Origin of the sequence: Vogesella indigofera, assembly GCF_003633895.1 — a bacterium.
In the GTDB taxonomy this organism is placed as follows: domain Bacteria; phylum Pseudomonadota; class Gammaproteobacteria; order Burkholderiales; family Chromobacteriaceae; genus Vogesella; species Vogesella indigofera.
On record NZ_RBID01000015.1, the window covers coordinates 324,824 to 351,791 of the forward strand.

26 protein-coding genes are annotated in these 26,968 nt (G+C 64.3%); 13 read left to right on the top strand and 13 right to left on the bottom strand.

Features of this window, described 5'->3' with window-relative positions; genetic code table 11:
• The first annotated feature begins 1 nt into the window (after position 1).
• The gene (locus tag C8E02_RS11500) at positions 2-1,219 is read left to right on the top strand and encodes a pyridoxal phosphate-dependent aminotransferase (RefSeq protein ID WP_211329230.1); all 1,218 of its coding nucleotides are present in this window, start codon (positions 2-4) and stop codon (positions 1,217-1,219) included.
• 73 nt (positions 1,220-1,292) lie between these two features.
• On the top strand, positions 1,293-2,096 hold the full coding sequence (locus C8E02_RS11505; protein WP_120810948.1) for an alpha/beta fold hydrolase: 804 nt from the start codon (positions 1,293-1,295) through the stop codon (positions 2,094-2,096).
• A 78-nt stretch (positions 2,097-2,174) separates the two neighbouring features.
• Here the strand turns inward: C8E02_RS11505 and C8E02_RS11510 are convergent, their stop codons facing one another.
• The 3 genes from C8E02_RS11510 to C8E02_RS11520 form a co-directional block, all read right to left on the bottom strand.
• Positions 2,175-2,813 carry an FMN-binding negative transcriptional regulator gene (locus C8E02_RS11510; protein WP_120810881.1) on the bottom strand — a complete coding sequence of 213 codons (639 nt, stop codon included), beginning with the start codon at positions 2,811-2,813 and terminating at the stop codon, positions 2,175-2,177.
• Positions 2,814-2,949: 136 nt separating this feature from the next.
• A complete protein-coding gene (locus C8E02_RS11515) occupies positions 2,950-3,564 on the bottom strand; it encodes a LysE family translocator (RefSeq protein WP_120810882.1) in 615 nt (204 codons plus the stop codon).
• Between the two features lie 19 nt (positions 3,565-3,583).
• On the bottom strand, positions 3,584-4,279 hold the full coding sequence (locus tag C8E02_RS11520; protein WP_120810883.1) for a B3/B4 domain-containing protein: 696 nt from the start codon (positions 4,277-4,279) through the stop codon (positions 3,584-3,586).
• A 43-nt stretch (positions 4,280-4,322) separates the two neighbouring features.
• Between C8E02_RS11520 and C8E02_RS11525 the strand changes: the two genes are divergently transcribed.
• Positions 4,323-4,940: a helix-turn-helix domain-containing protein gene (locus tag C8E02_RS11525; RefSeq protein ID WP_120810884.1), complete on the top strand. Its 618-nt coding sequence runs from the start codon at positions 4,323-4,325 to the stop codon at positions 4,938-4,940.
• A 149-nt stretch (positions 4,941-5,089) separates the two neighbouring features.
• Positions 5,090-6,037: a sensor domain-containing diguanylate cyclase gene (locus C8E02_RS11530; protein ID WP_120810885.1), complete on the top strand. Its 948-nt coding sequence runs from the start codon at positions 5,090-5,092 to the stop codon at positions 6,035-6,037.
• A 240-nt stretch (positions 6,038-6,277) separates the two neighbouring features.
• Here C8E02_RS11530 and C8E02_RS11535 read toward each other — a convergent pair whose 3' ends face one another.
• From C8E02_RS11535 to C8E02_RS11550, 4 genes are all read right to left on the bottom strand, one after another.
• The gene (locus C8E02_RS11535; protein ID WP_211329231.1) at positions 6,278-7,639 is read right to left on the bottom strand and encodes an MFS transporter; all 1,362 of its coding nucleotides are present in this window, start codon (positions 7,637-7,639) and stop codon (positions 6,278-6,280) included.
• A gap of 35 nt (positions 7,640-7,674) precedes the next feature.
• Complete coding sequence (locus tag C8E02_RS11540) at positions 7,675-8,181, bottom strand: NAD(P)H-binding protein (RefSeq protein WP_211329232.1); 507 nt, start codon at positions 8,179-8,181, stop codon at positions 7,675-7,677.
• Between the two features lie 27 nt (positions 8,182-8,208).
• Positions 8,209-9,204, bottom strand: coding sequence for an aldo/keto reductase (locus C8E02_RS11545; RefSeq protein WP_245961133.1), 996 nt, complete (start codon positions 9,202-9,204; stop codon positions 8,209-8,211).
• 123 nt (positions 9,205-9,327) lie between these two features.
• Positions 9,328-10,482, bottom strand: a complete 1,155-nt coding sequence (locus C8E02_RS11550; RefSeq protein WP_170152152.1) for an aldo/keto reductase — start codon at positions 10,480-10,482, stop codon at positions 9,328-9,330.
• Positions 10,483-10,691: 209 nt separating this feature from the next.
• On the opposite strand from C8E02_RS11550, the gene C8E02_RS11555 reads away from it, so the two are divergent.
• Positions 10,692-11,600, top strand: a complete 909-nt coding sequence (locus C8E02_RS11555; protein WP_120810888.1) for a LysR family transcriptional regulator — start codon at positions 10,692-10,694, stop codon at positions 11,598-11,600.
• Between the two features lie 225 nt (positions 11,601-11,825).
• Here the strand turns inward: C8E02_RS11555 and C8E02_RS11560 are convergent, their stop codons facing one another.
• From C8E02_RS11560 to C8E02_RS11575, 4 genes are read right to left on the bottom strand one after another with little or no spacing between them, the layout of a single operon-like run.
• The gene (locus tag C8E02_RS11560) at positions 11,826-12,893 is read right to left on the bottom strand and encodes an alkene reductase (protein WP_120810889.1); all 1,068 of its coding nucleotides are present in this window, start codon (positions 12,891-12,893) and stop codon (positions 11,826-11,828) included.
• Positions 12,894-12,921: 28 nt separating this feature from the next.
• Positions 12,922-13,716: an SDR family NAD(P)-dependent oxidoreductase gene (locus C8E02_RS11565; RefSeq protein ID WP_120810890.1), complete on the bottom strand. Its 795-nt coding sequence runs from the start codon at positions 13,714-13,716 to the stop codon at positions 12,922-12,924.
• A gap of 53 nt (positions 13,717-13,769) precedes the next feature.
• A complete protein-coding gene (locus C8E02_RS11570; protein ID WP_120810951.1) occupies positions 13,770-14,771 on the bottom strand; it encodes an NADP-dependent oxidoreductase in 1,002 nt (333 codons plus the stop codon).
• Between the two features lie 44 nt (positions 14,772-14,815).
• A complete protein-coding gene (locus C8E02_RS11575) occupies positions 14,816-15,655 on the bottom strand; it encodes an alpha/beta fold hydrolase (protein ID WP_245961136.1) in 840 nt (279 codons plus the stop codon).
• A gap of 184 nt (positions 15,656-15,839) precedes the next feature.
• Here C8E02_RS11575 and C8E02_RS11580 point away from each other — a divergent pair, with 184 nt between their 5' ends.
• The 8 genes from C8E02_RS11580 to glpD all read left to right on the top strand — a co-directional run bounded on the left by C8E02_RS11580 (position 15,840) and on the right by glpD (position 25,238).
• Positions 15,840-16,283, top strand: a complete 444-nt coding sequence (locus C8E02_RS11580) for a winged helix-turn-helix transcriptional regulator (protein ID WP_120810892.1) — start codon at positions 15,840-15,842, stop codon at positions 16,281-16,283.
• A gap of 402 nt (positions 16,284-16,685) precedes the next feature.
• Positions 16,686-17,291: a TetR/AcrR family transcriptional regulator gene (locus tag C8E02_RS11585; RefSeq protein ID WP_120810893.1), complete on the top strand. Its 606-nt coding sequence runs from the start codon at positions 16,686-16,688 to the stop codon at positions 17,289-17,291.
• A gap of 228 nt (positions 17,292-17,519) precedes the next feature.
• On the top strand, positions 17,520-18,620 hold the full coding sequence (gene nemA / locus C8E02_RS11590) for an N-ethylmaleimide reductase (RefSeq protein ID WP_120810894.1): 1,101 nt from the start codon (positions 17,520-17,522) through the stop codon (positions 18,618-18,620).
• Between the two features lie 70 nt (positions 18,621-18,690).
• Positions 18,691-19,374, top strand: a complete 684-nt coding sequence (locus tag C8E02_RS11595) for a type 1 glutamine amidotransferase domain-containing protein (RefSeq protein WP_120810895.1) — start codon at positions 18,691-18,693, stop codon at positions 19,372-19,374.
• 258 nt (positions 19,375-19,632) lie between these two features.
• Complete coding sequence (locus tag C8E02_RS11600; protein WP_120810896.1) at positions 19,633-20,571, top strand: diacylglycerol/lipid kinase family protein; 939 nt, start codon at positions 19,633-19,635, stop codon at positions 20,569-20,571.
• Between the two features lie 454 nt (positions 20,572-21,025).
• Positions 21,026-22,528, top strand: coding sequence for a glycerol kinase GlpK (glpK, locus tag C8E02_RS11605; RefSeq protein ID WP_120810897.1), 1,503 nt, complete (start codon positions 21,026-21,028; stop codon positions 22,526-22,528).
• A gap of 259 nt (positions 22,529-22,787) precedes the next feature.
• A complete protein-coding gene (locus C8E02_RS11610) occupies positions 22,788-23,492 on the top strand; it encodes an MIP/aquaporin family protein (RefSeq protein ID WP_120810898.1) in 705 nt (234 codons plus the stop codon).
• Between the two features lie 216 nt (positions 23,493-23,708).
• Entirely contained in the window at positions 23,709-25,238 is a 1,530-nt protein-coding gene (gene glpD / locus C8E02_RS11615) for a glycerol-3-phosphate dehydrogenase (protein WP_120810899.1), read from the top strand.
• Between the two features lie 172 nt (positions 25,239-25,410).
• Here the strand turns inward: glpD and C8E02_RS11620 are convergent, their stop codons facing one another.
• Both C8E02_RS11620 and C8E02_RS11625 read right to left on the bottom strand, forming a co-directional pair.
• Positions 25,411-26,049, bottom strand: a complete 639-nt coding sequence (locus C8E02_RS11620) for a LysE family translocator (RefSeq protein WP_120810900.1) — start codon at positions 26,047-26,049, stop codon at positions 25,411-25,413.
• Between the two features lie 58 nt (positions 26,050-26,107).
• Positions 26,108-26,911, bottom strand: a complete 804-nt coding sequence (locus C8E02_RS11625) for an SDR family NAD(P)-dependent oxidoreductase (RefSeq protein ID WP_120810901.1) — start codon at positions 26,909-26,911, stop codon at positions 26,108-26,110.
• Positions 26,912-26,968 lie beyond the last annotated feature (57 nt).

Genomic DNA, 26,968 nt, shown 5'->3' on the forward strand with positions numbered 1-26,968 from the left:
CATGACGACCCAATACCTGAACAAACACCTGGCCACGGCCAAACCTTCCGCCACCTACAAGGTGATGGACCGCGTGGCCGCGCTGCGCGCCGCCGGCATCCACATCATCTCGCTGTGTGCCTGCGAACCGGATTTCGATACGCCGGAACACATCCGTACCGCGGCCATCGCCGCCATCAACGGCGGTCACACCCGCTACACCCAGGTGGCCGGCACCCGTGCGCTGCGCGAGGCGGTGGCCAGCAAGTTCCGCCGCGAGAACGGGCTGGACGTGCAGTGGCAGGACACCATGGTCTGCTCCGGCGGCAAGCAGGTGATCTTCAACGCGCTGGCCGCCACCCTGAACGAAGGCGACGAGGTGATCGTGCCGGCGCCGTACTGGGTGAGCTACCCGGAAATCGTACAGCTGTGCGGTGCGCACCCGGTGGTAGTGCCCTGCGGCCACGACAGCGGCTTCAAGCTGACGGCGGCCACGCTGGCCGCCGCCATCACCCCGCAGACGCGCTGGCTGATCCTGAACTCGCCATCCAACCCCACCGGCGCGGTGTATGGCCGCGACGAGCTGCAGGCGCTGGCGCAGGTGCTGCTGGATCACCCGCACGTGCTGGTGCTGGCCGACGACATCTACGAACACCTGCTGTTCGACGGCCAGCCGTTCTTTACCCTGGCGCAGGTCGAACCGCGGCTGCAGGCGCGGACGCTGACCATGAACGGGGTGTCGAAGGCCTACGCGATGACCGGCTGGCGCATCGGCTACGCCACCGGCCCGCGCTGGCTGCTGCAGGCGATGGAAAAACTGCAGGGGCAGCAGACCTCAGGTGCCAGCGCCATCTCGCAGCAGGCGGCACTGGCGGCGCTGACCGGGCCGCAGGACTTCATCAGCCGCTCGCGCGAGGTCTTCGAAACCCGCCGCGACCGCATGGTGCGGCAGCTCAACGCCACGCCGGGGCTGTCCTGCGCCCAGCCCGGCGGCGCGTTCTACGTGTTTGCCTGCTGCGAGGAACTGCTGGGCAAGACCAGCCCGGCCGGCAAATTGCTGGCCAGCGACGAAGACGTGGCGATGGCGCTGCTGAATGAAGCCGGGGTCGCCGTGGTACAGGGCAGCGCCTTTGGCCTGGCGCCGTATATCCGCATCGCCTACGCGCTTGACGACGCCGCGCTGCAGCAGGCGTGTGCGGCGATCGGCGAGTTCTGCACCGCGGTGATGAGCCCCCGTTAACTGCAACCCGACGCTTGCGGCCAACCTTGGGCACAAGGTTGGCCGCAAGCGCAGCTGCTTATTGGAACACAGCATGACAAGCCAACAATTTGCCAGCCAGCGGCTGGCGTTCGACATCGATGGCGTGGCCGTCGACATCGCCACCCTCCACCGTGGCGGCGACAAGGCGCCGATCCTGTTTCTGCACGGTTTCGGCTCGAGCAAGGAAGATTACGCCGACATCGTGCGGCACGCCGCCTTCGACGGGCACCCGTTCATCGCCTATGACGCGCCCGGCTGCGGCGACACGGTTTGCGCCGATCTGGCGCAGGTGTCGATCAGCCTGCTGCTGCACACCGCGCTACGGGTGCTGGCGCACTACCGGGTGGATCGCTTCCATCTGGTCGGCCACTCGATGGGCGGCCTCACCGCCTTGCTGCTGGCCAGCCAGCTGGGCGAACGCGTGCTCAGCTTTACCGATATCGAAGGCAATATCGCGCCGGAAGACTGCTTTCTGAGCCGCCAGATCGTCGATTACCCGAATGCCGACGCCGAGGCGTTTTTCGATGACTTCATCGAACGCACCCGCCACGCGCCGGCCTACGCCAGCGCCCTGTACGCCGCCAGCCTGCGCCACAAGGTGCGCGCCGCGGCGGTACGCGGCATTTTCAGTTCCATGGTGGCGCTGTCGGACCACGGCCGGCTGATGGAACAGTTTCTGGCGCTGCCCTGCCGCAAGCTGTTCATGTACGGCGCACAGAATGCCGGCCTCAGCTACCTGGCGCATATCGGGCGGCACGGGGTGAGACTCAGCGAAGTGCCACATTGCGGCCACTTTCCGATGTATTCCAACCCGCTGTTCATGTGGCGGCAGCTCGCCGACTTTATCGCCGGCTAGCGTGTTGCCGCGCGGCCTTTTCATTGCCGATCCTGGCCGGCCCCTGACCAAGGGCCGGCTTTTCTGCTTTGGGGGCGGCTAATCCGGCTTTGCGGCGCAGTGGGCGAGCATGGCGTCGCCGATTTGATTGTTGCCGCAGCCCTTGAGCGCATGGCCGGCGCCGAGGATGTCGCCGGCAACTTCGTCCTGTCCCAGCTTGCTCTTGCCAAGCAGGCGGGTGATCTCGATCTGCAGGCCGACGATAGACTTGAGCGCGGCGTCCAGATAGTCGCTGGGCGCATCGCTCATCTGCCACGGCTCGGCCTGCGCGGCCTCGTGGCTGCGGGTCAGGCGGGCGACCACGCCCCGTACGAAGCACTCGTCATCGTGAACGTGAATCCGGCCATAGGCATGGACCACGATGTAGTTCCAGGTCGGCACCTGGCGGTGCGACTCGTGCTTGCTCGGGTACCAGTTCGGGGACACATAGCCATCGCCGGCACGAAAGACGACCAGCACTTCGTCGCCATTCGCCACCTGCTGCCATAGCGGATTGGTGCGGGCCACATGGGCGCGCAGGACACCGAGCGTGCCGTCGTGCGCCGCCAGCTCGAACGGCAAGTGATTGGCATCCAGCCAGCCCTTGCCGTGCGTAATCAGGGTGCCAAACGGATGCCGGGCGATGCATTGCTGCAGGATCTCGGTGCGGGATTCGTTGAAATGAGCGGGTAGGTACATGCTGGCTCCAGGGGGAGGACCGGATCGTCTGGGCGGCGGCCGCGCGGCTCGATGGCCGGGTCGTGGCGCTGGCCAGGCGGCCGTCCGGCTGCCTGAGTGATGACGGCGGCTGCGGACCGCCACCGGGGGGTGAACGCTAGCGCTGGGCAAGCGCGACCATGACACCGAGCACCAGCATGGTGGTGCCGGATAGCCGCGACAGCCATCGCGCCCTGCCCGCCCTGCTGGCGCCGGAGGCGACAAAGCGGCTGGCCGCCGCCACCGCGATCAAGTCAACCGCGGTATTCAGCAGCACGCAGATGCTGCCGAGCAGGATGAACTGCGGCGCCAGCGCCTGCTGCGTGGACACAAATTGCGGGATGAAGGCAAGGAAGAACATGGCGGTCTTCACGTTCAGCACTTCGACGATGGCGCCGTCGCGCAGTGCCTTGCCGGCGCCGGCACGCGGCAGCGTCGGCAGTGCCGCAGACCCGGCGCGCGATGCCAGCAGCCGGATGCCGAGGTACACCAGATACGCCGCGCCGAGATATTGCACCAGCGCGTAAGCCAGCGCCGACTGCGCAATCAGCAACGACAAGCCCAGCGCGGCGGCGAGGACATGCGCCATGCCGCCGAGCGCGGTGCCCAGTGACGAGGCGACGCCTTCGGCTTTGCCGCCGGCCACCGTGCGCGCGACGACATAGGCAATGCCGGGGCCGGGGGTGATCGCCAGCAGCGCGGCGGCCAGCAGGAAGGTAATGGAGGGAAGCATGGCCAGACCTTGCCTTTCTTTACTGTGGCCCGCAGCCGATGAGCTGCGAATCGATGCGGGCGCCGGGCATCATGCCTTGCAGGTCCTGCGCCAGGCGCTCACCGGCGGCATGCAGCGCCGCCAGCGGCATCGCCGGCAAGCTTTCCAGGATGAACCACATCTGCTGTGCCTCGGCACTCAGCCGGGTCCGGACGCCTTGCCGCCAGTTCCAGCGCCGGCAGGTGACGCCGACATCGTCACGCCACACCACTTCTCCGGCGTCTGGCGACTCGTGGGCCAGCACGCCGTCCTTCATGGTGTCGAAGCGCTCGGTGCCGTCGGCGATGACCAGTCTTGGCGCGCCGACGTATGCCGCAAAGTTTTCACCACCGACCGGAACGGCGTATTCGATGCTGATGGCGTTGTAGAGGTCCACGATCGGGTCAATGCTCGGCAGGCTGCCGTCGCGCAGCACGCGCTTGCGCAGGGCTTCGGCCGAGCAAGGCGTGCGCTGCGGTTTGGCGCCAAACTTGCGGAACACCTCTGCCCACGCCAGCAGATGGGCATCCGCCCACGCGGCCTCGCCGGCGGACAGCGACTGGCAGGCCCGGCTGAGTGCTGCGCTGGCAATGCCCGGATTGACGATGGCGGCAGCGTCGACGCTGATGCTGAGCGCCCGGAAATCCGGGGCCAGCTCAACGATAGCTGGTGCGATTGACGGCAGGATGGCGCGCATTGGAGAATCCTTTGGTGACTAATTTATCCCATGCTAGTGACTAATGACCAAAAAAGTCAATATATCGACCGACTCCGGTGCCGATGTGCAGTTCGTCAGCGCGGCGGTTGCCGGCAAGCTCAAACAGCACAGAAAGCAGCAGAAACTCTCACTGGACGAGCTGTCCCGCCGCGCCGGCGTCAGCAAGGGCATGCTGGTCGAAATCGAGAAGTGCATCGCCAATCCCAGCATCGCCATCCTGTGCAAGCTCGCGGCGGCGCTGGGCGTGTCGGTGGCCGATATCGTGAACGTGGCCAGCGCCCCCTCCGCCCATCTCATCGACAGCAAGGACATCCCGACGCTGTGGAGCGGCCCCGGCGGCGGCAGCGCCCGCCTGCTGGCCGGGACCAGCGGCCCCAACATGATCGAACTGTGGCGCTGGCAGCTGCACCCGGGCGAGCGCTTCGAGTCCGCCGGACACCCGGCCGGCACCTTCGAGCTTTTTCATGTCGAGCAAGGGCAGCTGAAGCTGACGGTGGACAACACCGAACTGATCATCGCGGCGGGTTGCTCTGCCGTCGCCAGAACCGACATGCCGCACTGCTATGCGAACGAGGGCACCGACAAGCTGGTTTTCACCATGACTGTCGCCGAACTGCATCAATTGCAGACGACACGGTGAGCCACGGCCGCCGCATGGCGGCCATGCAAGCCCGGCCATCGGTGGCAATGGCATACTGTTGCCAGCGCCATGGGCAGGCCGCGATGGTTAGCCCCCGCACCATGCGCCCAGCCGCCCCTACCCCGACACCGTTCAAGGAGACGTGAGGCATGTCCGACGTAAGCGAACTCAGCAGCGACAACGCGGTTTATAAAACCCTTCTGGAGTCGACCAAGGCCATCCCGTGGAAAATCGACTGGGCCACCATGCAGTTTGCCTACATCGGCCCGCAAATCGAGGCCTTGCTGGGCTGGAGCCAGGAAAGCTGGGCGTCCGCCAACGACTGGGCGCAGCGCATCCATCCGGAGGATCGCGACAACGTGGTGAATTTCTGTGTTGCGCAATCCAAGGCCGGGGTCGACCACGAAGCCGACTACCGGGCGCTGACCAAGGAAAACGGCTACGTGTGGATACGCGATGTCGTCCACGTGGTGCGCAATGCGCAGGGCGAGGTCGAGTCGCTGATCGGCTTCATGTTCGATATCAGCGAGCGCAAGAAGACGGAAGAAAAACTGCTGGTGCTGCAAAAAGAGCTGGAAGCGCTGTCGTTCAAGGACGGGCTGACCGGCATTGCCAACCGGCGCCGCTTCGACACCAGCCTGGACCTGGAGTGGCAAAACACGCGCAGCAGCCGCCTGCCGCTGTCGCTGATCCTGTTCGATGTCGACTTCTTCAAGCAGTTCAACGACCTGTACGGGCACATCGCCGGTGACCACTGCCTGACCCGCATCGCGCAAACGCTGAATCTGGCCCTGGCCGGCCCGCGCGATCTGGTCGCGCGTTACGGCGGCGAGGAATTCATCATCATGCTGCCGGAAACCGACGCCAACGGCGCGCAGCGCGTCGCCGAGCGCTGCCAGCGGCTGATCGAGAAACTGGCAATCGCCCACTCACAATCGCCGCACGGCCAGCGCGTCACCGTCAGCATTGGCGTCGGCACCGTGATGCCAGGCGACAGGCTGACCACCACCGACTTCATCCAGGCCGTCGACCGGCAGCTGTATGTCGCCAAGCAAAACGGCCGCAACCGGATCGAGACACTGCACATCGCGTCCTGAGGTGGCCGGGCGGTGCTGCGCTGGCTGTGGCCGTTGAGCGCCACGGGGATGAATCACAGAGGTAGCGGACAACTCCGCACTGAGCCTGGGCGCCCGCTTTGCCCGACCTGCGGCCTGGCCAACCGTGCGGCAAGCCGTTTGTCGGCCATAGCGGTCCTTCGTGTACCAAATAAAAGATGGCTGCTTTCATATTGAAAACAGCCATATAAGTATCTAGTAAACGAGAGGCAATTCAGTGATTCAGTTCGATCGGTCAGTGTCAAAGTCAATGTAGCGAGCAGACACGGAGAGTGCGGCCAGCAGCAGTAAAGCTGCCACTCCCATCGTGACGCCGGTATGCCAAGCCAAACCGAAGGCATCGAATGCCGAGGTGTGGCCGCCTGCATATACCACAACCAGGACGGCCAAGCCGAGTGAGGCACCGAGTTGGTGGGCGACGTTGACTAGTCCGGAAGCAGCGCCAGCATTGCGTCCCTCCACGCCGGTAACACCGGCTACCGTGAGCGGCGCGAGCACCCAACCTTGGCCGAATCCGGTCAGCAGCATCGGTAACACCACGCCACCAAGGTAGGACATCTGCGCGGCAGTGATACTGAGCCATGCCAGTCCCAACACGCACAACGCCAGCCCCGCTAGCAGCATGCGTCGCTGCCCGATGCGATGGGCAACATGTGGCACGCTCACCGATGCCAGAAACTGCGGCACCGTTACCGGAATGAAAGCCAGGCCGGCCTGCATCGGGGAAAAACCCAGTGCACCTTGCAGGTATTGCGCGGTGAAGAACCAGAATCCCGCCATGCCAGAGAGAAAGAGCAGTCGAGCGGCATAGGCGCCATTGCGCTGCGCACTGGTCAGCATGGCTAGCGGAAGCAGCGGCTGACTGGCGTGACGTTCGATCCATAGAAAAGCGGCCAGTACCACCACTCCCACAGCAATGCTTGCCTGCGTCAACGCGGCACCCCAACCCGCATCGGCGGCCTCGACAATACCGAATACCAGCGCGCACATGCCCAAGGTGGAGCTGAGTGCGCCGGCGATGTCGAAACGCCCGTTGTGGCGCTCGGTCTCGTGGATATGGCGCAAGGTACCAACGATGAGTGCCGCGCCGATCGGCAGGTTGATCAGGAAACCGGCACGCCAGGAAATCAGATCGGCCAGCAGGCCACCGAGCACAAGGCCCAGCGTGGCACCAATACCAGCCGCCGCCGCATACCAGGCGAGTGCGCGGTTACGCGCATGCCCCTCCTCGAAATGTGTCGTGATCAGTGCCAGCGTCGAGGGGGCAAGCACGGCGGCACCGAAACCCTGTACAGCGCGGGAGGCGATCATCCAGACTGGCGACTGCGCAGCACCGATAGCCAGTGAGGCCAGTGTGAAGATAGAAAGTCCGGTGATGAACATACGTCGCCGACCGAGAATATCGCCCGCCCGCGCACCGAGCAGCAGGAAGCCGCCAAAAGCGAGCGTGTAGGCGTTCTGAATCCACGACAGCCCAGCCGGTGTGAAGCCAAGATCGGCCTGGATACGTGGCAGGCCGGTGAGCACGATGGAGATGTCGATCACGAGCATCAGGTAGCTCGCCATGATGATGGCAAGCACCATACGATGGCGGAGCCTGGCTTGGGGGCGTATTGCGTTCATTTCGTGCTGACTCCAAGACTGCGGCGGACTTCCAAGTGCGGGACCAAGGCGAGCTTCACAATGAGGTCAGATAGGCTATTCAGCGACACGTCATGGCCACGGAAGGCTTCACCCTTCTGTGTGAGCTGGTAACTCACCGTTTTGTCACGGATGAACCAGCCTGGGCGCAGAAAAGTGTAGTCGAGGGACGAGGCTTCGATGAACGCCGTAGCATCGCGATAGGGATCCAGTACGCTGCGATAACGCTCGCTCGGCACTTCGCTGTAGATACCCATCGAACTGATGAAGATCAGCCGTTTGAGGCCGACTGCCTTCATCGCGGCGATGATCGTGCCGGTCTGTGCCGCCATATCGCCGGCGAGATTGGCATAGACCACGCCCTGCCCGCGCATTGCCGCCTCCAGCATGGTTTGATCCAATACGTCTCCTTCAACGATGGAAACGCGTGCCGGGTCGGGATTGCTGAGGCGCTTGGAGCGGCGCAGGTAGAGCGTGAGCGCCACTCGGACCATTGAGTAGGGGCCGGTGAATCAAAGACCAGTCATCAGAACTGCTTCCGGCAGACGTTCACCCTGAATCTCGATTCCCGCCAGCAAGGATTGGATGCGTGCGAGATCATTGGCTCCGAGTTCGATAGTGACCGCCCCCAGGTTCTCCTCAAGGCGGTGCCGCTTGGTGGTGCCCGGAATCGGCACGATCCATGGTTTCTGTGCAAGCAGCCAGGCCAGGGCAATCTGTGCCGGCGTTGCTCCCTTGCTGGCGGCGATGGACTTGAGTACCTCCACCAGCGCCAGATTGGCTTTGCGGGCCTCTGCCGAGAAGCGCGGAACGACGTTACGGAAGTCCGTCGGGTCGAACTGTGTACTCTCATCGATCTTGCCAGTGAGAAAGCCGGCACCGAGCGGGCTGAAGGGGACAAACCCGATGCCGAGTTCTTCAAGGGTGGCCAGCAGCTCCATTTCCGGACCGCGCCAGAACATCGAGTACTCGCTCTGTACGGCGGTGAGCGGTAGCACCGCATGGGCGCGACGGATCGTGGCCACTCCGGCCTCCGAAAGGCCAAAATGGCGTACCTTGCCGGCGGCCACCAGCTCCTTGACGGTGCCTGCGACGTCCTCGATCGGGACGGCAGGGTCGACCCGGTGCTGAAAGAGCAAGTCGATGTAGTCGGTACGCAGGCGTTTCAGGCTGGCGTCGACCGCCGCCTTGATATGCGCTGGTCGGCTATTGGTGCCAGGGCCACGCTGACCGGTGACCGGATCAATGTCAAAACCGAACTTGGTGGCAATGACTACCTGATCGCGGATCGGCGCAAGGGCTTCTCCGAGCAATTCTTCGTTACTGAAAGGGCCATAGGCTTCGGCGGTGTCGAACAGCGTTACGCCCTGTTCATGCGCGGAGCGCAGAAGCTGGACCATTTCCCGTTTATCCGCCGGTGCACCATATATGGCACCGGTCATCGACATGCATCCCAGGCCCATGGCCGAGACTTCAAGTTTGTTACCGAGCGTGCGGTATTTCACCATTACTCCCCTAGCGAGATATTTTTTGCAATCAGTGTGCGGCGTTAGTGGCGCAGTCGCTTTTACACCTGCTGTTTGCCATCCAGGCATTGATGTGCGCTCGAGGCTGGCAAGCGCTAGCACATATCACTTCAAAGGCGCCTCGACCCCGCTGTAGGCAAGCACTGCCGGCGGTAGCCGCTCCCCCTGGATCGTGATGGCCGCCAGCGACGCATTCAGCGCCTGAAGCTCATCGGTGTCGAAGGCCACTTCGCGGGCACCGATGTTGTCGAGCAGGTGGCCCATCTGGGTCGTGCCGGGGATGGGCACAATCCAGGGCTTCTGTGCCAGCAACCAGGCCAACGCAATCCGCGCGGGTGTCGTTTTCTTGCGCAGCGCCCAGCTTTTCACAAGGCTGACCAGCGCCAGATTGTGTTCCCGGTTTTCGGGTGAGAAGCGGGTTTCGCTCTTGCGGAAATCGCCGTCGGCAAAGCTAGTCCTCTGGTCAATGGCGCCGGTCAGGAAGCCCACCCCGAGCGGACTCCAGGGTACAAAACCGATGCCCAGCTCCTGGCACAGGGGCAGGACTTCCTTCTCCGGGCCACGCCAGAACATCGAGTACTCACTCTGTACTGCAGTAACAGGTAACTCGGCATGGGCGCGGCGCAAGGTTTGCAGCCCCATTTCGGACAAGCCCCAGTGCAGCACCTTGCCCTGGGCCATCAAGTCCTTGATGGCGCCGGCAACGTCTTCGATCGGTACCTGCGGATCGACCCGGTGTTGATAGAGCAGATCGATCCGGTCGGTGCGCAGACGCTTGAGCATGCCTTCCACCGCCTGTTTGACGTGGTCTGGACGACTGATCAGCCCCGGACGGCGCTCGCCGGTCTGCGGGTCGATGTTCCAGCCGAATTTGCTGGTGATCACGACCTTGTTGCGGAACGGGGCGATGGCTTCGCCGAGGATGCGCTCGCATTCATGCGGGCCATAGGCCTCGGCGGTATCAAAAAAAGTGACGCCGTGGTCATGGGCCGCACGGATGATGTCGATCATCTCGGGGCGGGCGGGGACTGTCGTTTGATAGGTGCGGGCCATGTTCTGGACGCCAAGGCCGACGCTGGACACTTCCAGCTGACCAAGCTTGCGTCGCGCCCCTGGCTGAGCGGATGACACAAGTGTGCTGCGGGTCTGCGCCTGTGCGCACCCTACAAGCCCTGCACCGGTAATGGCGGCACTGGAGACGAGCGCCATCGAGCTACCAATGAACTTCCGGCGATTTACATCAAGTTCAGCATTGCTCATTTCCACTCCTTCGTTACACGGTTTTCATCAAATGCAGCACCGCTGAGTAGAGGCCAAGCCGGCAGAAATGCACAGGCGCGCCTTGCTTCCGGCAATGCCCCAAAAACGTTCGGAGCAGGGAAATGCTGCGGTATCCGTTAATCCTAGGGTGTTGCAAGCTGACGAACAATGGATGTAATGTTTCACGATCTGTTCAATAATTTTCAACTATGCTGCGCACTGGCCTCTCCGAACTGACCGCCTTCATTACCATCGCCGAGCAGCGCAGTTTTCGCGCCGCAGCGCGGATACTGGGCGTATCGCCGTCGGCACTCAGTCACACAGTGAAAAACCTTGAAGCGAGTCTCAACACGCGGTTGTTTAACCGCACCACCCGCTCGGTTGCGCTGACTGAGGCAGGGGAGCTGTTTCTGCGTCGTGTTGCACCTGCGCTCGGTGATATTCAGGATGCGGTCAATGAGATGGCTTCATCGCGCGACCGACCTTCCGGTTCGATCCGGATCAGCACCGCAGAAGCGGGGGCGAGAATCTTGATCAGGAATGTGCTGCCGGCTTTTCTGGCGACCTACCCGAACATTCATGTCGAGTTCGTCGTCGATACCCGCCTTGTGGATATCGTGGCCGATGGCTTCGACGCTGGCATTCGTGTCTTGCAGGATGTGCCACGTGACATGGTCGCCATCAAGTTCGGAGCAGACTGGAAATTTGTCGCCGTAGCATCTCCCGCTTACCTGGCGCAGCATGAGCCGCCACGTACGCCGGAAGAACTAAAGCACCATCGCTGCCTGCGTTTCCGCTTTAGCAGCGGAGCGCTGTATCACTGGGATCTGATGCGCGGCGGGGTCAGTATGACGCTAGATGCCGCAGGGCCAATGACCTTGGACAACGGCAATCTGATGCTGGAAGCCGCGCTGGCAGGGATTGGGATTGCCTGGGTGCCGGAATATCTGGTTGCCGAGTATGTTGCATCAGGACAACTGATCTACCTCTTGCCAGACTGGAGTCCCACGTTGCCTGGCCTGAGTCTTTATTACCCGGCCAATCGCCATCCACCGGCGGCACTCAGGCTATTTACACAGGCGGTACGTGATTGGACTCGGCAGAAAACATCTCTGTGACAACACTGCTCTAGCCGTGACCAATCTTCTTAACTTGTATTCCATAGTTATAGCGCAACAAACCGTCTGCTTTGGCCGACCTCCAGTCAATCATGTGGGAGGGTTGGCAGGACATCGGCCGAAGCGGTCAACTTCCCCAGAGAGGCGAGATGTCCGCTTCTGCCTCTAACGCGGCCAGTTTCACACCCGTCGCCTAAATGACAGCTATGTGACCTGAGTCAGGCTTCAATAATCGGTGTAGCCCTCTGCTCCAGGCGTATAGAAGGTAGCGAAATCAGGTGCCACCAGTTCCTGTCCCGACTTCAGCTTGGCGACCAGATCCAGGTTCGAGATAAACGGACGACCGAATGCCACCAGGTCGCCACGCTGGGCGTCGAGATCGGCATCGGCGCGGGCGACATCGTAGCCACCGGAAAGAATGTATTGCCCGTCGAACGAGGCACGGAGCTTGGCTTTCAATGCGGGGCTGACTTCCGGCGCCCCCATGGCGCTGTGATCCACGATGTGGATATAGAGCAGGCCGAGCGCATTCAACTCCTCGATCAGACGCAGGTACACCTCGTCCATCTCGGCATCCGGCAGCTGGGCATTGAAGACGCCATACGGCGAGATCCGCATGCCAACGCGCTCGGCGCCAATGGCGGCGACGGTTGCCCTGGCGACTTCGACCGCGAAGCGGATGCGGTTTTCGACCGCGCCGCCCCAGCGATCATGGCGCTGATTGGAAGCGGTATTGAGGAACTGGTCGATCAGGTAGCCGTTGGCCGCATGCAGCTCGACGCCATCGAAACCGGCCGCTATCGCCAGTTTGGCCGACGCCGCATATTCGGCGATGCTGTGCGCAATGTCCGCCTCGCTCATTTCGCGTGGTACCGGATGCGGCTGCATGCCGTCGCTGTCGGTCCACATCTCGCCGGGAACGGCAACCGCCGAGGGTGCCAGCACGCTGGCGCCGGCCGGCATGTTCGCGGGGTGGCTGACCCGCCCGGTGTGCATCAGCTGCACAAAAATCCTGCCGCCGGCCTGATGGACGCCATCGGTCACCCGTCGCCAGCCCTGCACCTGTTCTGCGTTGAACAGTCCGGGGATGCGTGCATAACCCAGGCCGTTGGGCGATGGCGAGGTGCCTTCGGTAATGATCAGTCCGGCCTCCGCCCGCAGGCGGTAATACTGTTCCATCAGTTCATTGGGCAGGTTGCCGAGCGCGCGGCTGCGCGTCAGCGGCGCCATGACGATGCGGTTCTTCAGCGACAGGCTGCCGAGTTGGGAGGGGGTGAAGAGTGGGCTGCTCATAAAAATCTCCAGGGGATGTCGTTCGGTGTCAGAGGTCAAGCAGTCGCGGCGCAGGCTGGCCGGTCTGCATCGCGGCGAACAGCTCGGCGCGTGCCGTGTCGTATCGCTCCCAGAGCGCGGTATCCGCCATGGATGGCAAAGTGACCGACTCACCCAGGTCGAAACCGGCCAATGCGGCATCGACCAGATGCTCGGCAGACATCACCGTGTCCGGCGCCAGTGCCGCCAGCGGTACGCCGGAGATATCCCAGAGATCGGTGGCGGTGGCGGCAGGCAGCACCACCTGGACCCGGATGCCGGTATTCGCCAGTTCCTGCTGCAGGCCGCGGCTGAAATGGAGCACGAAGCCCTTGGTGCCGCTGTAGACGGCGCTTACCGGCAGCGCATGCAGTGCCAGCGCCGAGGCAATATTGATGATGACCCCATCGTTGCGGGCCTTGAACGCCGGCAGCACCGCATGCGTCAAGCGCGTCAGCGCGGTGATGTTCAACGCGATCTGCGACAGCGAGTCTTGCGGCGGTGCGTCGGCAACCTGGCTCAGCCTGGCAATACCGGCATTGTTCACCAGCACCCGGATGGCGGGATTGTCAGCTAGAACGGTTTCCAGCCGCGTGAGATCGGCCTCTTGCTCAAGGTCGGCCACCAGCGTTTCGGCCTTGACGTCGTAAGCCTGTTCAAGCCGTGCGGCGAGCGTCTGCAGGCGCTCACCGCGTCGGGCGACGAGCAGCAGGTCATAGCCGCGCCGGGCCAGACGATCGGCATAGATGGCGCCAATGCCGGATGAAGCGCCGGTGACAACCGCGATTTTTCTGGATGAGTTCATGGTTTTCTTCTGTTGGTCTGGTGGGTAAAAACGGGGGGCTTAATGGCGACGATTCACCGCATCTTGACGACCACTTTGCCCTTGGATCGTCCTTGGGCAAGGTACTCAAGCGCCTCCTTGGCCTGCTCGAACGGAAATACCTTGTCGATCACCGGCCGGATGCGTTCCGTCTCGAGGAGCTGACCAATGTGGCCAAGTTGGCCGCCGTCCGGGCGCACGAACAAAAACGAGTAGCTAACGCCCCGCTGCCTGGCAAGGCGCATGATCTTGCGGCTCATCAGCCCGAACACAAAGCGCAGCACGACGTTCAAGCCTCTGGCGCGCGCGAATGCGGCATCCAGCGGGCCGATCAGCGAGACGACCTTGCTTCCCGGCTTGAGGATGGTGAGGGACTTTTCAATCGCGTCACCCTTGACGGTGCCAAGCACCGCGTCGTAGCCGCGCAGCACGTTCTCGAATGCCTGCTGCTTGTAGTCGACCACCTCGTCGGCGCCCAGACCGCGCACCAGTTCGACGTTGCCGGTACTGGTGGTGGTGCCCACCCTGGCACCAAGGTGCTTGGCCAGCTGGATGGCAAAGGTGCCGATCCCGCCGGAGCCGGCCGGGATGAATACCTTCTGGCCGGCCTGAAGATTGGCGCGTTCCTTCAACGCTTGCCACGAAGTGAGGCCGACCATCGGGATCGAGGCAGCCTGCACGAAGTCCAGATTGGCCGGTTTCAGCGCGGCAGCGCGCTCCGGTACCACCGCGAATTCGGCAATCGACCCCGTGCCAAGGTCGAAGATGCTGGCGAAGACGGCATCGCCTGGCTTGAAGCGAGTCACGTTGCGGCCAACCTCGGTCACCACGCCGGCCAGATCGCTGCCCAATGTGGCCGGAAGCTGGAAATGCAGAACCGGTTTGAACATCCCGGTCGGAACTACGTAGTCGATCGGGTTCAGGCCGGCAGCGTGAACCTGTACCAGCAGTTCGTCATCCTTGAGCGTGGGGTGCGGCACCTCGCTGAGCCCGATCTCAGGCGACTTGCCGTAGCGTTTGAAAGTAAGGGCTTTCATGCGGTGATTTTCCATCCTTGGTTTTTCATTCTGGTCGGAGCGGATCAGTCGGCGAGGAAGTCCAGCACGGCGGGGACAAAGGCCCGGTAGTGCTGGAACACGCCGCCGTGACCGGAATCGGGGTAGATCGTGAGTCGGGCATTCGGCAGCCGGCGCGCCATATCGGCGGACAGGCTGCTGTCGACCATGAGGTCGTTGTCGCCGTTAGCCACGAACACAGGTTGTTTGATGGCGGAGAGATCATGGGTGGTGTTCAAGCCCCAGTGACGAATCGCCTTCAGTTGCGCACGTCGGGCCTGCAGGGAAATGGGCTTGTCACGGCCTTGGGTGCGCTCGTTCAGTGCGGCGAAGTAATCCCTCGCTGCACACTTGCCTTCCGAGGTACGGGGGAAGAACAGGAAGTTTCTTGCGTCGCTCCAGCTCAACGCCGCCTTGATGTAGGCAAGAACCGCGACTTTGGTGACCTCGTCGATGCCTCCGCCACCCCGTGGGCCCGTTCCTGCGAGGATCATCCTCCGTACGAGGTCAGGCGCCTGCAGAGCCACCGTCTGTGCCACGCCACCGCCCATCGAGAAGCCGAGCAGGTCGACCTGCGTGAACCCCAGGGCGCGGATGAAGGCGATGGCATCGCGCCCCATCTCCTCGATGGTGTGCGGGACCGCGCCTCCGGAAGCCCCGACCCCGCGATTGTCGAAGGCGATGACCCGGCGCTGTGCGGCGATGCCGTCGATAACACGCGGATCCCAGTCGTCGAGCACGGCCATCAGGTGGTGCAGGAAGATCACCGGCACGCCGGAATCCGGGCCAAGCTCCCGGTAGGCGAAAGCTACTCTGCCAACGGCTATCGTGCGGGTCGGTACATCCTTCCATTTCACATTGCCCATCCCTCCCCTCGCGGCGGCGGCTCCGCCGATGCTTGAGGGTGCCCCGGTTACCGGAGCGATACCTGTATTGTTCGTGCCCATCAATGAAATCTCCGTGACGGTGGATTGCTTGTCGTCGAGGTGTTAGTATCGAATTGATACGAACAATACTGGCAATTCACCGGAAAGTCACTATCAAAATAGTATGGACAACGAAAATAGTTGCGATAACCCGTGCCCGATCGCGCGTAGCCTGGCTGTCGCCGGGGACGCGTGGAGCATATTGATCCTGCGGGACGCCCACGCCGGCCTCTCGCGCTTTGACCAATTCAGGAAAAGCCTGGGCATTGCACCGACGATGCTGACCCGCCGGCTGGCGACACTGACCGAGGAGGGCTTGCTGGAGAAGCGGCGCTACTCGGAACACCCGCCGCGTGAGGAATATCTGCTGACCGCCGCCGGTCGCGATTTTTTGCCGGTGCTGTTCATGATTGGCGCGTGGGGGCGCCAATACCGGGGCGGCGGCAAGCTGACCCGTTTCTTCGACGCGGAAACGGGCACGGAAATTAAAGCAATCGCCGTAGATGAGGTCACCGGGGCGAAGATAGGAACTCGCCCCATGCGCATGGCCACGCCGGACGAAAGCTGACTGGCGATTTGAGCAACCGATGGTGGCGCTGCGTATTCGCCGAGGGTAGATGCAAGCCTTGGTGCACCAAGCTCCACCACAGTCAGCGATCCGCAGCTACTTTGCTGATGCTGCTACTGAGTGAAGCGCCCCTCGTTTGCTGAATACTTTTGTGGCCGTTTCCGATGTGAAAGCAGCCACCTTTATATCTCGCCTGCGAAGCACGGCTTCGGCCGAACTTCAGACTCTCTCCCAGTGATCAAGGTTGAGCACCAAGACTAGGTAAAGACCAGTGGCCACGGACAGCTGCCGGTACTGGTTTTAGACGTTACTGTCTTGTTTTTGGCATTATTTGCACAACACAACCACCCTGCCCCAACACAGTGCTTGACATCAAGACGACCGGTCTAATATATTTGAAACATGTCACGTCAAAGCCTATACCCCGATACCCGCGAACACATCCTTGCCGTCGGCGAGGTGCTGATCCACGGCCGCAGTTTTACCGCGATGGGGCTCTCCGAGCTGCTGTCCGAGGCCAAGGTACCGAAGGGGTCGTTCTATCACTACTTCAAGTCGAAGGAAGACTTTGGTGTGGCGTTGCTGGCGCGCTATTTCGCCGGTTACCGCGAGCGGGTCGGCGATCTGCTGACCGACAGCCAGCATGGTAACGGCCGCGAACGGCTGCTGGCCTACTTTCAGCAATGGCTGGACAACCACGCCAGCTGCGAATCGCAAAGCTGCCTGGCGGTGAAGCTGGCGGCCGAGGTGTCCGACATGTCGGAGCCGATGCGCGTGGCGCTGAGCGACGGCATGGATGCCATCGTGCGCAAGCTGGCGGCCTGTATCCGCAGCGGGCAGCAGGATGGCTCGATCAAGCCGCAGCTGCCGGCCGATGACACCGCCTATGCGCTGTACAGCCTGTGGCTGGGCGCGGCGCTGATGTACAAGACCCAGCACAGTCTGGCGCCGCTGCAAGCGGCGATGACCCACACCCAAGGCCTGCTGTTGCCCTGCAACGCCGCCTGAGACACGCAGTACCGTTCGCCACGGGCGAGCGGTTTTTTATGGCAAAAAAAATAGACGACCGGTCTATTAGTAAGCAGAAAGAAAATTGCCTGCCTGCCGCCCGACAACCGCCGGCGCAGCGCGCGGCCAACGTTGGCCGCAAGCCCTTTTACCCGAGCGCCCTGCCTGCCCGCAGGACGTGAGTAGCACCCGTATCGCCGCCTCTTTACCGAAAAAGGACCACGCCCCATGCAAGCCGACAAACTGCTGACCCCTCTGCACCTCGGTGCCGTTACCCTCGCCAACCGCGTGCTGATGGCACCGCTGACCCGCCTGCGCAATACCGAGCCGGGCGACGTGCCGACCGCACTGGCGGTCGACTACTACCGCCAGCGTGCCGGTGCCGGCCTGATCATCAACGAAGGCACCCACATCTCGCCGACCGCCAAGGGCTATGCCGGCGCGCCGGGTATCTACAGCGAGGAACAGGTGCGCGCCTGGCGCGAGGTCAACGACGCGGTGCACGCCGCCGGCGGCAAGATCGCCATCCAGCTGTGGCACACCGGCCGCATCTCGCACAGCAGCCTGCAGCCGAACGGCGACGCGCCACTGGCACCGTCGGCGATCCGCGCCGACAGTAACACCAATATCCGTGACGAAATGGGCCAGCTGGTACGCAGCCCGACCTCCACCCCGCGCGCGCTGGAAACCGCCGAAATCGCCGACCTGATCGAGGACTACCGCCGCGCCACCGATAACGCGCGCCGCGCCGGCTTCGACCTGGTCGAGATCCACGGCGCCCACGGCTACCTGCTGGACCAGTTCCTGTCGCCGGCGGCCAACGTTCGCACCGACCAGTACGGCGGCAGCGTCGAGAACCGCGCCCGCATCGTGCTGGAAGTGCTGGACGCGGTGATCGCCGAGTGGGACGCCGCCCACGTCGGCATCCGCCTGTCGCCGCTGGGGGTGTTCAACGGCCTGTCGGAGACCGACCAGCAGGAGATGGCGCTGTACCTGATCGGCGAGATCGCCAAGCGCAACATCGCCTTCCTGCACCTGTCGGAGCCGGACTGGGCCGGCGGCCCCGCGTGGCCGGATGACTTCCGCACCAGGATCCGCGCCATCTATCCGCACCCGATTATCGCCGCCGGCGGCTATACCGTAGACAAGGCCGAGCGCCTGATCGGCGCCGGGCTGATCGACGCGGTCGCCTTCGGCCGTCCGTTCATCGCCAACCCGGATCTGCCCGCGCGCTTTGCCCGCGGCGCGGAGCTGAACCCGCCGCAGCCGGAAACCTTCTACGGCGGTGGCGCCGAAGGCTACACCGACTACCCGGCGCTGGCCGATTAAGCCTCAGCCGGCCCTGCCCGCAAGGTTGGCCGCGTGCGGCCAACCTTGTATTCGCTTAACGGAGACGCCCATGAAACACGTACTGTTTGTGCTCACCAGCCACGACCGGCTCGGTGACAGCGGCCACAAGACCGGCTTCTGGATCGAGGAGTTCGCCGCGCCCTACTACGCATTGGCCGATCAGGGCGTCGCCATCACCCTCGCCTCGCCGCGCGGCGGGCAGCCGCCGATCGACCCGAAAAGCGCCGACCCGGCGTTCAGCACCCCGGCCACCGAGCGCTTCAATGCCGACGCCACGCTGCAGGCGCGGCTGGCGGAAACGCTGCCGCTGGACAGCATCGACGCCAGCCACTACGACGCGGTGTTCTACCCCGGCGGCCACGGCCCGCTGTGGGATCTGGTCGACAACGCCGACTCGCAGCGCCTGATCGCCGCCACCCTCGCCGCCGGCAAACCGGTGGCCGCGGTGTGCCACGCGCCGGCGGTGCTGGTCAATGTCGTGGGCGCCGACGGCAAGGCGCTGGTCGCCGGCAAGCGCGTCACCGGCTTCAGCAACAGCGAGGAAGAGGCGGTGCAGCTCTCCAGCATCGTGCCGCTACTGCTGGAAGACGCGCTGCAGGCGCGCGGCGCCCGTTACGAGAAAGGCCCCGACTGGGCGCCGTTTCTCGTCGAGGACGGCCTGCTGATCACCGGCCAGAATCCGGCCTCGTCCGAAGCCGTCGCCCACGCGCTGCTGGCCAGGCTGAACGCCTGAGCGCCTGTTCACGATCTGCTGCGGCTTGATCTCGGGGGGGGGGGGTGATACCGCGTTGAAAACGGCTTCGGCTACTGGTTGATATCCGGCTCAACGCCGCGCCCCTCAGTTTTCGCCTTGTCTCGCGTGAGCGTGCGGGATCGTGGACACGCGCTGAGCCCTGCGCAAGGTTGGTCGCAACGCTTGCGGCCAACCTTGCGCCATTGCGCGAACGCGCGATGGCGGCATAATGGCGCGATCTGCATCGCGATCCTCACCATGTCTCCGTCTACGCCCATCTCCCGCATCGTGTTCATCATCCACGGCCGCCACTGCCCCGACGGCCTGCCGCAGCAGCTGCTGCAACCGTTCCGCGACCGGTTCAGCGTCGACGTGCTGCTGACCACCTCCGCCAGCAGCGCCACTCGCCTGGCGCGCGAGGCGGCGCTGTCCGGCGCGCGCTGGGTGATCGCCGTCGGTGGCGACGGCACCGTGCACGAGGTGGTCAACGGTCTGATGAGCGTGCCGGCGGCGCAGCGGCAGCAGCTGGTGCTGGGGGTGCTGCCCAGCGGCACCGGCAACGACTTCGTGCGCACGCTGGGCAGCGGCCGCCACAGCGACGACTTGCTGGCGCTGATCGCCGCCGGCCACGCCTACCCGCTGGACCTGATCCGCGTCACCACCCGCGGCAGCGACGGCCAGCCGCAGGTGCGCTGGTGCAACAACATCGCCTCGCTCGGCATCAGCAGCGACATCGTGCGGCGGGTGAAGCGCCTGCCGGCGTGGCTGCCGGCCAGCGCCGCCTTCTCCAGTGCGGTGCTGGCGGCGCTGCTGCGCTTCCGGCCGCGGCTGATGCGGCTGACGCTGGACGGCGAGACCATCAGTGGCCGTTTCCTGTGCCTGTCGGTGGCCAACGGCCGCTACTTCGGCAGCGGGCTGGGCATCGCGCCGCAGGCCAGCGTCAACGACGGCCTGTTCGAGCTGGTGCTGATCCGCGACGGCAACGGCCTGGACTTCCTGCGCCTGCTGCCGCAACTGCGCGCGGCGCAGCCGCTGCGTGACCCGCGGGTGCGCTACCTGCGCGGCCGCCAGCTGCAGGTGGACGGCGCGGCGGCGGACTGCCCGCTGGAGCTGGACGGCGAGCTGTGCGGCAGCACGCCGGTCAGCTTCGAACTGGTGCCCGCCGCCTTGCAGTGCCTGATGCTGCCGCCCGGCTAAGAACCTGTTCAGTGTCTGCGGCCTCGGATCTCGATGGGGCGATACGGCGTTAAAAACGTCTTCGGCCACCTGTTTATATCCAGCTAAACGCCGCAGCCCCCGCCGGTTTTGCCTTGTCTCGCGTGAGCGCGACAGACCTTGAACAGATGCCGAGGCCCTGCGGCCAACCTTTGCACTGCAACATCCGCGCAACGGGTACCCTGCGCGCACAATGCCGTTTTCCCGACCGGGAAACGGCATTTTTGCCTTGCATCGCAACAACTTGTAGCCGCACGACTACACCACACTCCGCACTGCAACATCCGGGCTTTGTGTCAACTTTTTGACGGTGCGAATTGACAGCCGCTTTGGCGGCACTACAATTCGAACGAAAGCAAAAACAACAAAATAAACACAAAAACAAACAACAAAGAAACAACTCACAACACGGCCCGCGGCCGAGGAGACTTCTCAAATGCAAGATCAATTCATTCTGGCGCTGGATCAGGGCACGACCAGCTCCCGGGCAATTGTATTCAACCGCAGTGGCGACATCGTCGCCTCGGCACAGAAGGAATTCCGCCAGATCTACCCGCAGCCGGGCTGGGTCGAGCACGATGCGATGGAAATCTGGGCCGGCCAGGTCGGCGTGGCCGCCGAGGCACTGGCGCGCGCCGGCATCCCCGGCAGCAAGATCGCCGCGGTCGGCATCACCAACCAGCGTGAAACCACGGTGGTGTGGGACCGCGACACCGGCCAGCCGGTGTACAACGCCATCGTGTGGCAGGACCGCCGCACCGCGCCGTTCTGCGACGAGATCCGCGAGCGTGGCCTGGCCGACACCATCCGCAACAAGACCGGGCTGCTGGTCGACTCCTACTTCTCCGCCACCAAGGTGCGCTGGATCCTGGAAAACGTGCCCGGCGCCCGCGAGCGCGCCAATGCCGGCAAGCTGGCCTTCGGCACCATCGACAGCTGGCTGATCTGGCAGCTGACCCACGGCGCGGTGCACGTCACCGACGTGTCCAACGCCTCGCGCACCATGCTGTACGACATCCACCGCCTGCAGTGGGACGACGAGCTGCTCGACATCATGGGCATCCCGGCCAGCATGCTGCCGCAGGTGAAAAGCTCCAGCGAAGTCTACGGTCACACCCATGCCGCGCACCTGGGCGTGGCGATCCCGATCGCCGGCGTCGCCGGGGACCAGCAGGCGGCGCTGTTCGGCCAGCAGTGCACCACGCCGGGCATGGTGAAGAACACCTACGGCACCGGCTGCTTCATGATGATGAATACCGGCGACACCCCGATCGCGTCGCACAACCAGCTGCTGACCACCATCGCCTGGCAGGTCGGCGACAAGGTGCAATACGCGCTGGAAGGCAGCATCTTCATCGGCGGCTCGGTGGTGAAATGGCTGCGCGACGGCCTCGGCATCATCAAGCACTCACACGATGTCGGCCCGCTGGCGGCCGAGGTGAAGGACAGCGACGGCGTGTACCTGGTGCCAGCCTTCGCCGGGCTGGGTGCGCCGCACTGGAATTCCGACGCGCGCGGCACCCTCGTCGGCATGACGCAGGGCACCGGCGCCGCCCACATCGCCCGTGCCGCGCTGGACAGCATCGCGTTCCAGACCATGGACGTGCTGGGCGCGATGCAGGCCGACTCCGGCATCACCATCGCCGAGCTGCGCGTCGACGGCGGCGCCTGCGTCAACAATGTGCTGATGCAGTTCCAGAGCGACATCCTCGGCACCCAGGTCGCGCGGCCGAAGATCACTGAGACCACCGCGCTCGGCGCCGCCTACCTCGCCGGCCTCGCCGTCGGCTACTGGCAGGGCACCGACGACATCCAGGGGCAGTGGCAGCTGGACACCCGCTTCTCGCCGCAGCTGGATGCCGCCACCGTCGATCGCTACGTCGCCGGCTGGCAGCGCGCCACCCGCGCCGCGATCAGCTGGGCCAACGACGCGGCCTGAGAGCGTGTTCACGATCTAGCGAGCTCACGCAAGACATGGCGAAAACGACTGAGGAAGCGGCGTTTACAAATAGTAAATGAGCATTCCTGAACCGGACTTAACGCCGTATCGCCCCGTTGAGATCAAGTCGCAGCAGATCGTGCTCAGGCTCTAAGCCAGACGCCGCGCCAGTAGCCAGACGCTGCCGGCGCGGCACCCTCCCCATCCTGTTTTCCCGCGGCGGCAGCGTGCTGCCCCGCGTTCGCTACGGAGTTTCAACATGAATCCACTATTCGGCGAATTCATCGGCACCGCGCTGCTGGTGCTGCTCGGCAACGGCGTGGTTGCCAACGTGATCCTGAAAGGGACCAAGGGTCATAACAGCGGCCTGATCGTGATCGCCTTCGGCTGGGCGATGGCGGTGTTTGTCGGCGTGTTCAGCGTCGCCGCCATCAGCGGCGCCCACCTCAACCCGGCGGTCACCGTGGCGCTGGCGGTGGCCGGCAAGTTTGCCTGGGCCGACGCCCCCGGTTATATCGCGGCGCAGATGCTGGGCGGCATGGCCGGCGCGCTGTTGATGTGGCTGATCTACCGCGACCACTTCGACCATACCGACTGCGCCGACACCAAGCTGGCGGTGTTCTGCACCGGCCCGGCGATCCGCAGCACCGGCGGCAACCTGCTGTCGGAAGTGCTGGCCACCTTCGTACTGGTGTTCGCCATCCTCAGCATGGTGGCGCCGAAGGTGTCGCTGGGCGCGATGGACGCGCTGCCGGTGGCCTTGCTGGTACTGGGCATCGGCGTATCGCTGGGCGGCACCACCGGCTACGCGATGAGCCCGGCGCGCGATCTGGCGCCGCGCATCATGCACGCCATCCTGCCGATCAAAGGCAAGCGCGACAGCGACTGGCGCTACAGCTGGGTGCCGGTGGTCGGTTCGCTGCTGGGCGCAACGTTGGCCGCGGTGGCCCACAGCGTGGCCTGATCCCGACACCAACCGCGCCACATCGGCGCGGCCGTCGCCACAGATTGCACTCTCCCTCGACGCCTTCGGGCGTCTTTTTTTGCGCTCTACAAAAACACAAAACAAACATTTTTGATCGTTTAATGTTGCTTTTGTGTTCGTTTTTATCTATCTTCTATTATCAAGAGACAACAAGCGCCACGCCGTCAGGGCGGCGCGCCGTGCAAAGGAAAGCTCGTGGAAAGTTATGATCTGCTCGTGATCGGTGGCGGCATCAACGGTGCCGGCATCGCCCGTGACGCCGCCGGTCGCGGCCTGAAAGTGCTGCTCTGTGAAAAGGACGATCTGGCGGCGCACACCTCGTCGGCCAGCACCAAGCTGATCCACGGCGGCCTGCGCTATCTGGAATATTACGAATTCTCGCTGGTGCGCAAGGCGCTGCAGGAGCGCGAAGGGCTGCTCGACGCCGCGCCGCACATCATGTGGCCGCTGCGCTTCGTGATGCCGCACGATGCCGAACAGCGCCCGGCGTGGCTGATCCGCTGCGGCCTGTTCCTGTACGACCACCTGGCCCGTCGCCGTCGCCTGCCCGGCAGCGAGCGCATCCGCTTCGACCGCCACCCGGCCGGTAGCCCGCTGAAAAGCCGCTACCACCAGGGTTTCGTCTACTCCGACGGCTGGGTCAACGACGCGCGGCTGGTGGTGCTCAACGCGATGGACGCCGCCGAGCGCGGCGCCAGCATCCGCACCCGCACCGCCTGTGTCGCCGCGCAGCGCGACGGCGACGGCTGGCTGTGCACGCTGGATGGCGAACACGGCCAGCAGCAGGTGCGCGCCCGCGCGCTGGTCAACGCCGGCGGGCCGTGGGTGCAGCAGCTGCTTGGCGGCGTGATCCACGCGCCGGCGCGCAAGGCGATCCGGCTGGTGAAGGGCAGCCACATCATCGTGAAGAAGCTGTTCGATCACGACTTTGCCTACATCTTCCAGAACCCGGACAAGCGCATCATCTTCGCCATTCCCTACGAGCAGGACTTCACCCTGATCGGCACCACCGACGTCGAATACCACGACGATGCCGCGCGCGTCGCCATCGACCGCGACGAGATCGCCTACCTGTGCGCGATGAGCAACCGCTACTTCGAACGCCAGATCGGCCCCGCCGACGTGGTCGCCACCTACTCCGGGGTGCGGCCGCTGCTGGACGACGAGCACGACAACGCCAGCGGCGTCACCCGCGACTACGCGCTGGAGCTGGACAGCGACGGCGCGCCGCTGCTGTCGGTGTTCGGCGGCAAGATCACCACCTACCGCAAGCTGGCGGAACAGGCGGTCGACCAGCTGGCGCCACTGCTGGGCAACACGCGCCCAAGCTGGACCGCCGGCCAGCACCTGCCCGGCGGCGACCTGCCCGGCGGCGACTTCGACACCTTCGTGCGCAACCTGCAGCAGGCCAAGCCGTGGCTGCCGCCGGCGCTGGCCACGCGGCTGGCGCGCGCCTACGGCAGCCGCGTGGACGCGCTACTGGGCACTGCGGCCAACCTTGCGGCACTGGGCGCGGAAATCCAGCCCGGGCTGTACGAGGCCGAGCTGCGCTATCTGGTGGACAAGGAATGGGCGACCTGCGCCGACGACGTGCTGTGGCGGCGCAGCAAGCTGCGCCTGCACCTGCCGGCCGGCGCCGAGGACGCGGTAGAACGCTGGCTGGCGGCGTATCGCAGCAGCCGGCCGGCAGCCAGTGTGCGCGAGACGCAAGCACACCAAGGGTAAGAGCTTGGCCGCAGCGTGCTGGAGCGTGTTCACGATCCCGCGCACTCACGCGAGACAAGGCGAAAACGGCTGAGGACGCGGCGTTTAGCTGGCGATAAACAGGCAGCCGAGGCCGTTTTCAACGCCGTATCGCCCCATTGAGATCAAGGCACAGCCGATCGTGAACCGGCGCTTAGCCGGCGCGCTGTGGCTGCAGTGCCATGCGTACGGCCAGCGCGGCCAGCACGCTGCCCATCACGTAGCGCTGCGCCGCCAGCCAACGCGGCCTGGCGGCAAAGCCCGCGGCCAGGCGGGCGGCAAACAGCACGATCAGCAGGTTGACCGCAAAACTGATGGCAATCTGGGTCAGCCCCAGCAGCAGGCTTTGCCGGAACACGCTGCCCGCCCCCGGCACAATGAATTGCGGCAGGATGGACAGGTAAAACACCGCGATCTTGGGGTTCAGCACATTGGTGAGGAAGCCCATCATGAACAGGCGCCGTGGCGAATCGGCCCTCAGGCTGCGCGTGGCAAACGGCGAGCGCGCACCGGGGCGCAGCGCCTGCCATGCCAGCCACATCAGGTAGGCGGCACCACCCCACTTCAGCAGCGCATAGGCCAGCGGCACGGCCAGAAACAGTGCCGTCAGCCCCAACGCGGCCGCCAGCATGTGCAGCAGGAAACCGGCCACCACGCCCAGCAGCGAGATCATGCCGGCACGGCGTCCCTGGCACAGGCTGCGCGACAGCAGGTAAAGCATATTGGGGCCGGGGGTCAGCACCATCAGCAGCGCCGCTCCGGCAAACAGCCACCACTGGGGTGAAGTCGCCATCTTGTTTCCTTTCAGGTAAGCACATCCCTCGTCCGGCGGACCGCACGCCCGCCGCCCCTCACGATACCTTTGGCATAATGCGCTTGGCAAACAACGATGCGACCAGCCGCGTTACCTGGCGCCGCGACAGCAGTCGCGGCAGCTGCGCGGTCAGGTAATTCACCCGGCCCGGCACGTGGTAGTGCCGCCCCGCGTCCAGCGCCCGCAGCGCCGAGGCCACCACCGACTCCGGCGAGGCCGCCGCCATGCCCGACACATCGGCGTTGGCCACCTCGGTAAAGCGGGTTTGGGTATTGCCCGGACACAGCGCCAGAAAGCGCACGCCGCTGCCCTCGTACTCGGCGGCCAGCGCCTCGGTCAGGTGCAACACATAGGCCTTGGAGGCGCCATACACCGCGATATACGGCAGGGGCTGGAACGCCGCGGTCGAGGCCACGTTGATCACCGCCCCCAGCCGGCGCACCTGCATCGCCGGCAGCAACAGCCGCGTCAGTTCGGTCAGCGCCACGATGTTCAGCATCAGCATGCGCTGGTAGGTGTCGGCGTCTTCGTCGAGAAAATGGCGCCATTTGCCGAAGCCGGCATTGTTGACCAGCAGGTCCACCGTCCAGCCCGCGGCCGTGATCTCAGCGTACAGCGCCGCCGCGGCACCGGCTTGCGCCAGATCGGCGACGATGACCAGCACCCTGATGCCATGCCGGGCCCGCAGTTGCGCGGCCAGCTGTTGCAACGCATCGTCGGAACGGGCGGTGAGAATGAGGTGGCAGCCGCGCTGCGCCAGCGCCTCGGCAAAGCAGCGGCCGATACCGGAAGAGGCGCCGCTGACCAGCGCGGTCATGCGTTCAAAAGGCAGGGATGTCATCGCAAATGCTCCTGATGGGATAAGGAAGCATCAGCGTAAAGCTTGCCCTACAGGGCA

Bases quoted from the DNA above. Each gene is read 5' to 3' on its own strand.
- C8E02_RS11555 (WP_120810888.1), top strand. From the start codon at position 10,692: ATGCTGCGCACTGGCCTCTCCGAACTGACCGCCTTCATTACCATCGCC.
- C8E02_RS11520 (WP_120810883.1), bottom strand. From the start codon at position 4,279: ATGCGCGCCATCCTGCCGTCAATCGCACCAGCTATCGTTGAGCTGGCC.
- C8E02_RS11610 (WP_120810898.1), top strand. From the start codon at position 22,788: ATGAATCCACTATTCGGCGAATTCATCGGCACCGCGCTGCTGGTGCTG.
- C8E02_RS11505 (WP_120810948.1), top strand. From the start codon at position 1,293: ATGACAAGCCAACAATTTGCCAGCCAGCGGCTGGCGTTCGACATCGAT.
- C8E02_RS11510 (WP_120810881.1), bottom strand. From the start codon at position 2,813: ATGTACCTACCCGCTCATTTCAACGAATCCCGCACCGAGATCCTGCAG.
- glpK (WP_120810897.1), top strand. From the start codon at position 21,026: ATGCAAGATCAATTCATTCTGGCGCTGGATCAGGGCACGACCAGCTCC.
- nemA (WP_120810894.1), top strand. From the start codon at position 17,520: ATGCAAGCCGACAAACTGCTGACCCCTCTGCACCTCGGTGCCGTTACC.
- C8E02_RS11525 (WP_120810884.1), top strand. From the start codon at position 4,323: ATGACCAAAAAAGTCAATATATCGACCGACTCCGGTGCCGATGTGCAG.
- C8E02_RS11515 (WP_120810882.1), bottom strand. From the start codon at position 3,564: ATGCTTCCCTCCATTACCTTCCTGCTGGCCGCCGCGCTGCTGGCGATC.
- C8E02_RS11560 (WP_120810889.1), bottom strand. From the start codon at position 12,893: ATGAGCAGCCCACTCTTCACCCCCTCCCAACTCGGCAGCCTGTCGCTG.
- C8E02_RS11530 (WP_120810885.1), top strand. From the start codon at position 5,090: ATGTCCGACGTAAGCGAACTCAGCAGCGACAACGCGGTTTATAAAACC.
- C8E02_RS11585 (WP_120810893.1), top strand. From the start codon at position 16,686: ATGTCACGTCAAAGCCTATACCCCGATACCCGCGAACACATCCTTGCC.
- C8E02_RS11625 (WP_120810901.1), bottom strand. From the start codon at position 26,911: ATGACATCCCTGCCTTTTGAACGCATGACCGCGCTGGTCAGCGGCGCC.
- C8E02_RS11595 (WP_120810895.1), top strand. From the start codon at position 18,691: ATGAAACACGTACTGTTTGTGCTCACCAGCCACGACCGGCTCGGTGAC.
- C8E02_RS11575 (WP_245961136.1), bottom strand. From the start codon at position 15,655: ATGGGCAATGTGAAATGGAAGGATGTACCGACCCGCACGATAGCCGTT.
- C8E02_RS11620 (WP_120810900.1), bottom strand. From the start codon at position 26,049: ATGGCGACTTCACCCCAGTGGTGGCTGTTTGCCGGAGCGGCGCTGCTG.
- C8E02_RS11535 (WP_211329231.1), bottom strand. From the start codon at position 7,639: ATGGTGCTTGCCATCATCATGGCGAGCTACCTGATGCTCGTGATCGAC.
- C8E02_RS11500 (WP_211329230.1), top strand. From the start codon at position 2: ATGACGACCCAATACCTGAACAAACACCTGGCCACGGCCAAACCTTCC.
- C8E02_RS11545 (WP_245961133.1), bottom strand. From the start codon at position 9,204: ATGGTGAAATACCGCACGCTCGGTAACAAACTTGAAGTCTCGGCCATG.
- C8E02_RS11565 (WP_120810890.1), bottom strand. From the start codon at position 13,716: ATGAACTCATCCAGAAAAATCGCGGTTGTCACCGGCGCTTCATCCGGC.
- C8E02_RS11570 (WP_120810951.1), bottom strand. From the start codon at position 14,771: ATGAAAGCCCTTACTTTCAAACGCTACGGCAAGTCGCCTGAGATCGGG.
- C8E02_RS11550 (WP_170152152.1), bottom strand. From the start codon at position 10,482: ATGAGCAATGCTGAACTTGATGTAAATCGCCGGAAGTTCATTGGTAGC.
- C8E02_RS11600 (WP_120810896.1), top strand. From the start codon at position 19,633: ATGTCTCCGTCTACGCCCATCTCCCGCATCGTGTTCATCATCCACGGC.
- C8E02_RS11580 (WP_120810892.1), top strand. From the start codon at position 15,840: ATGGACAACGAAAATAGTTGCGATAACCCGTGCCCGATCGCGCGTAGC.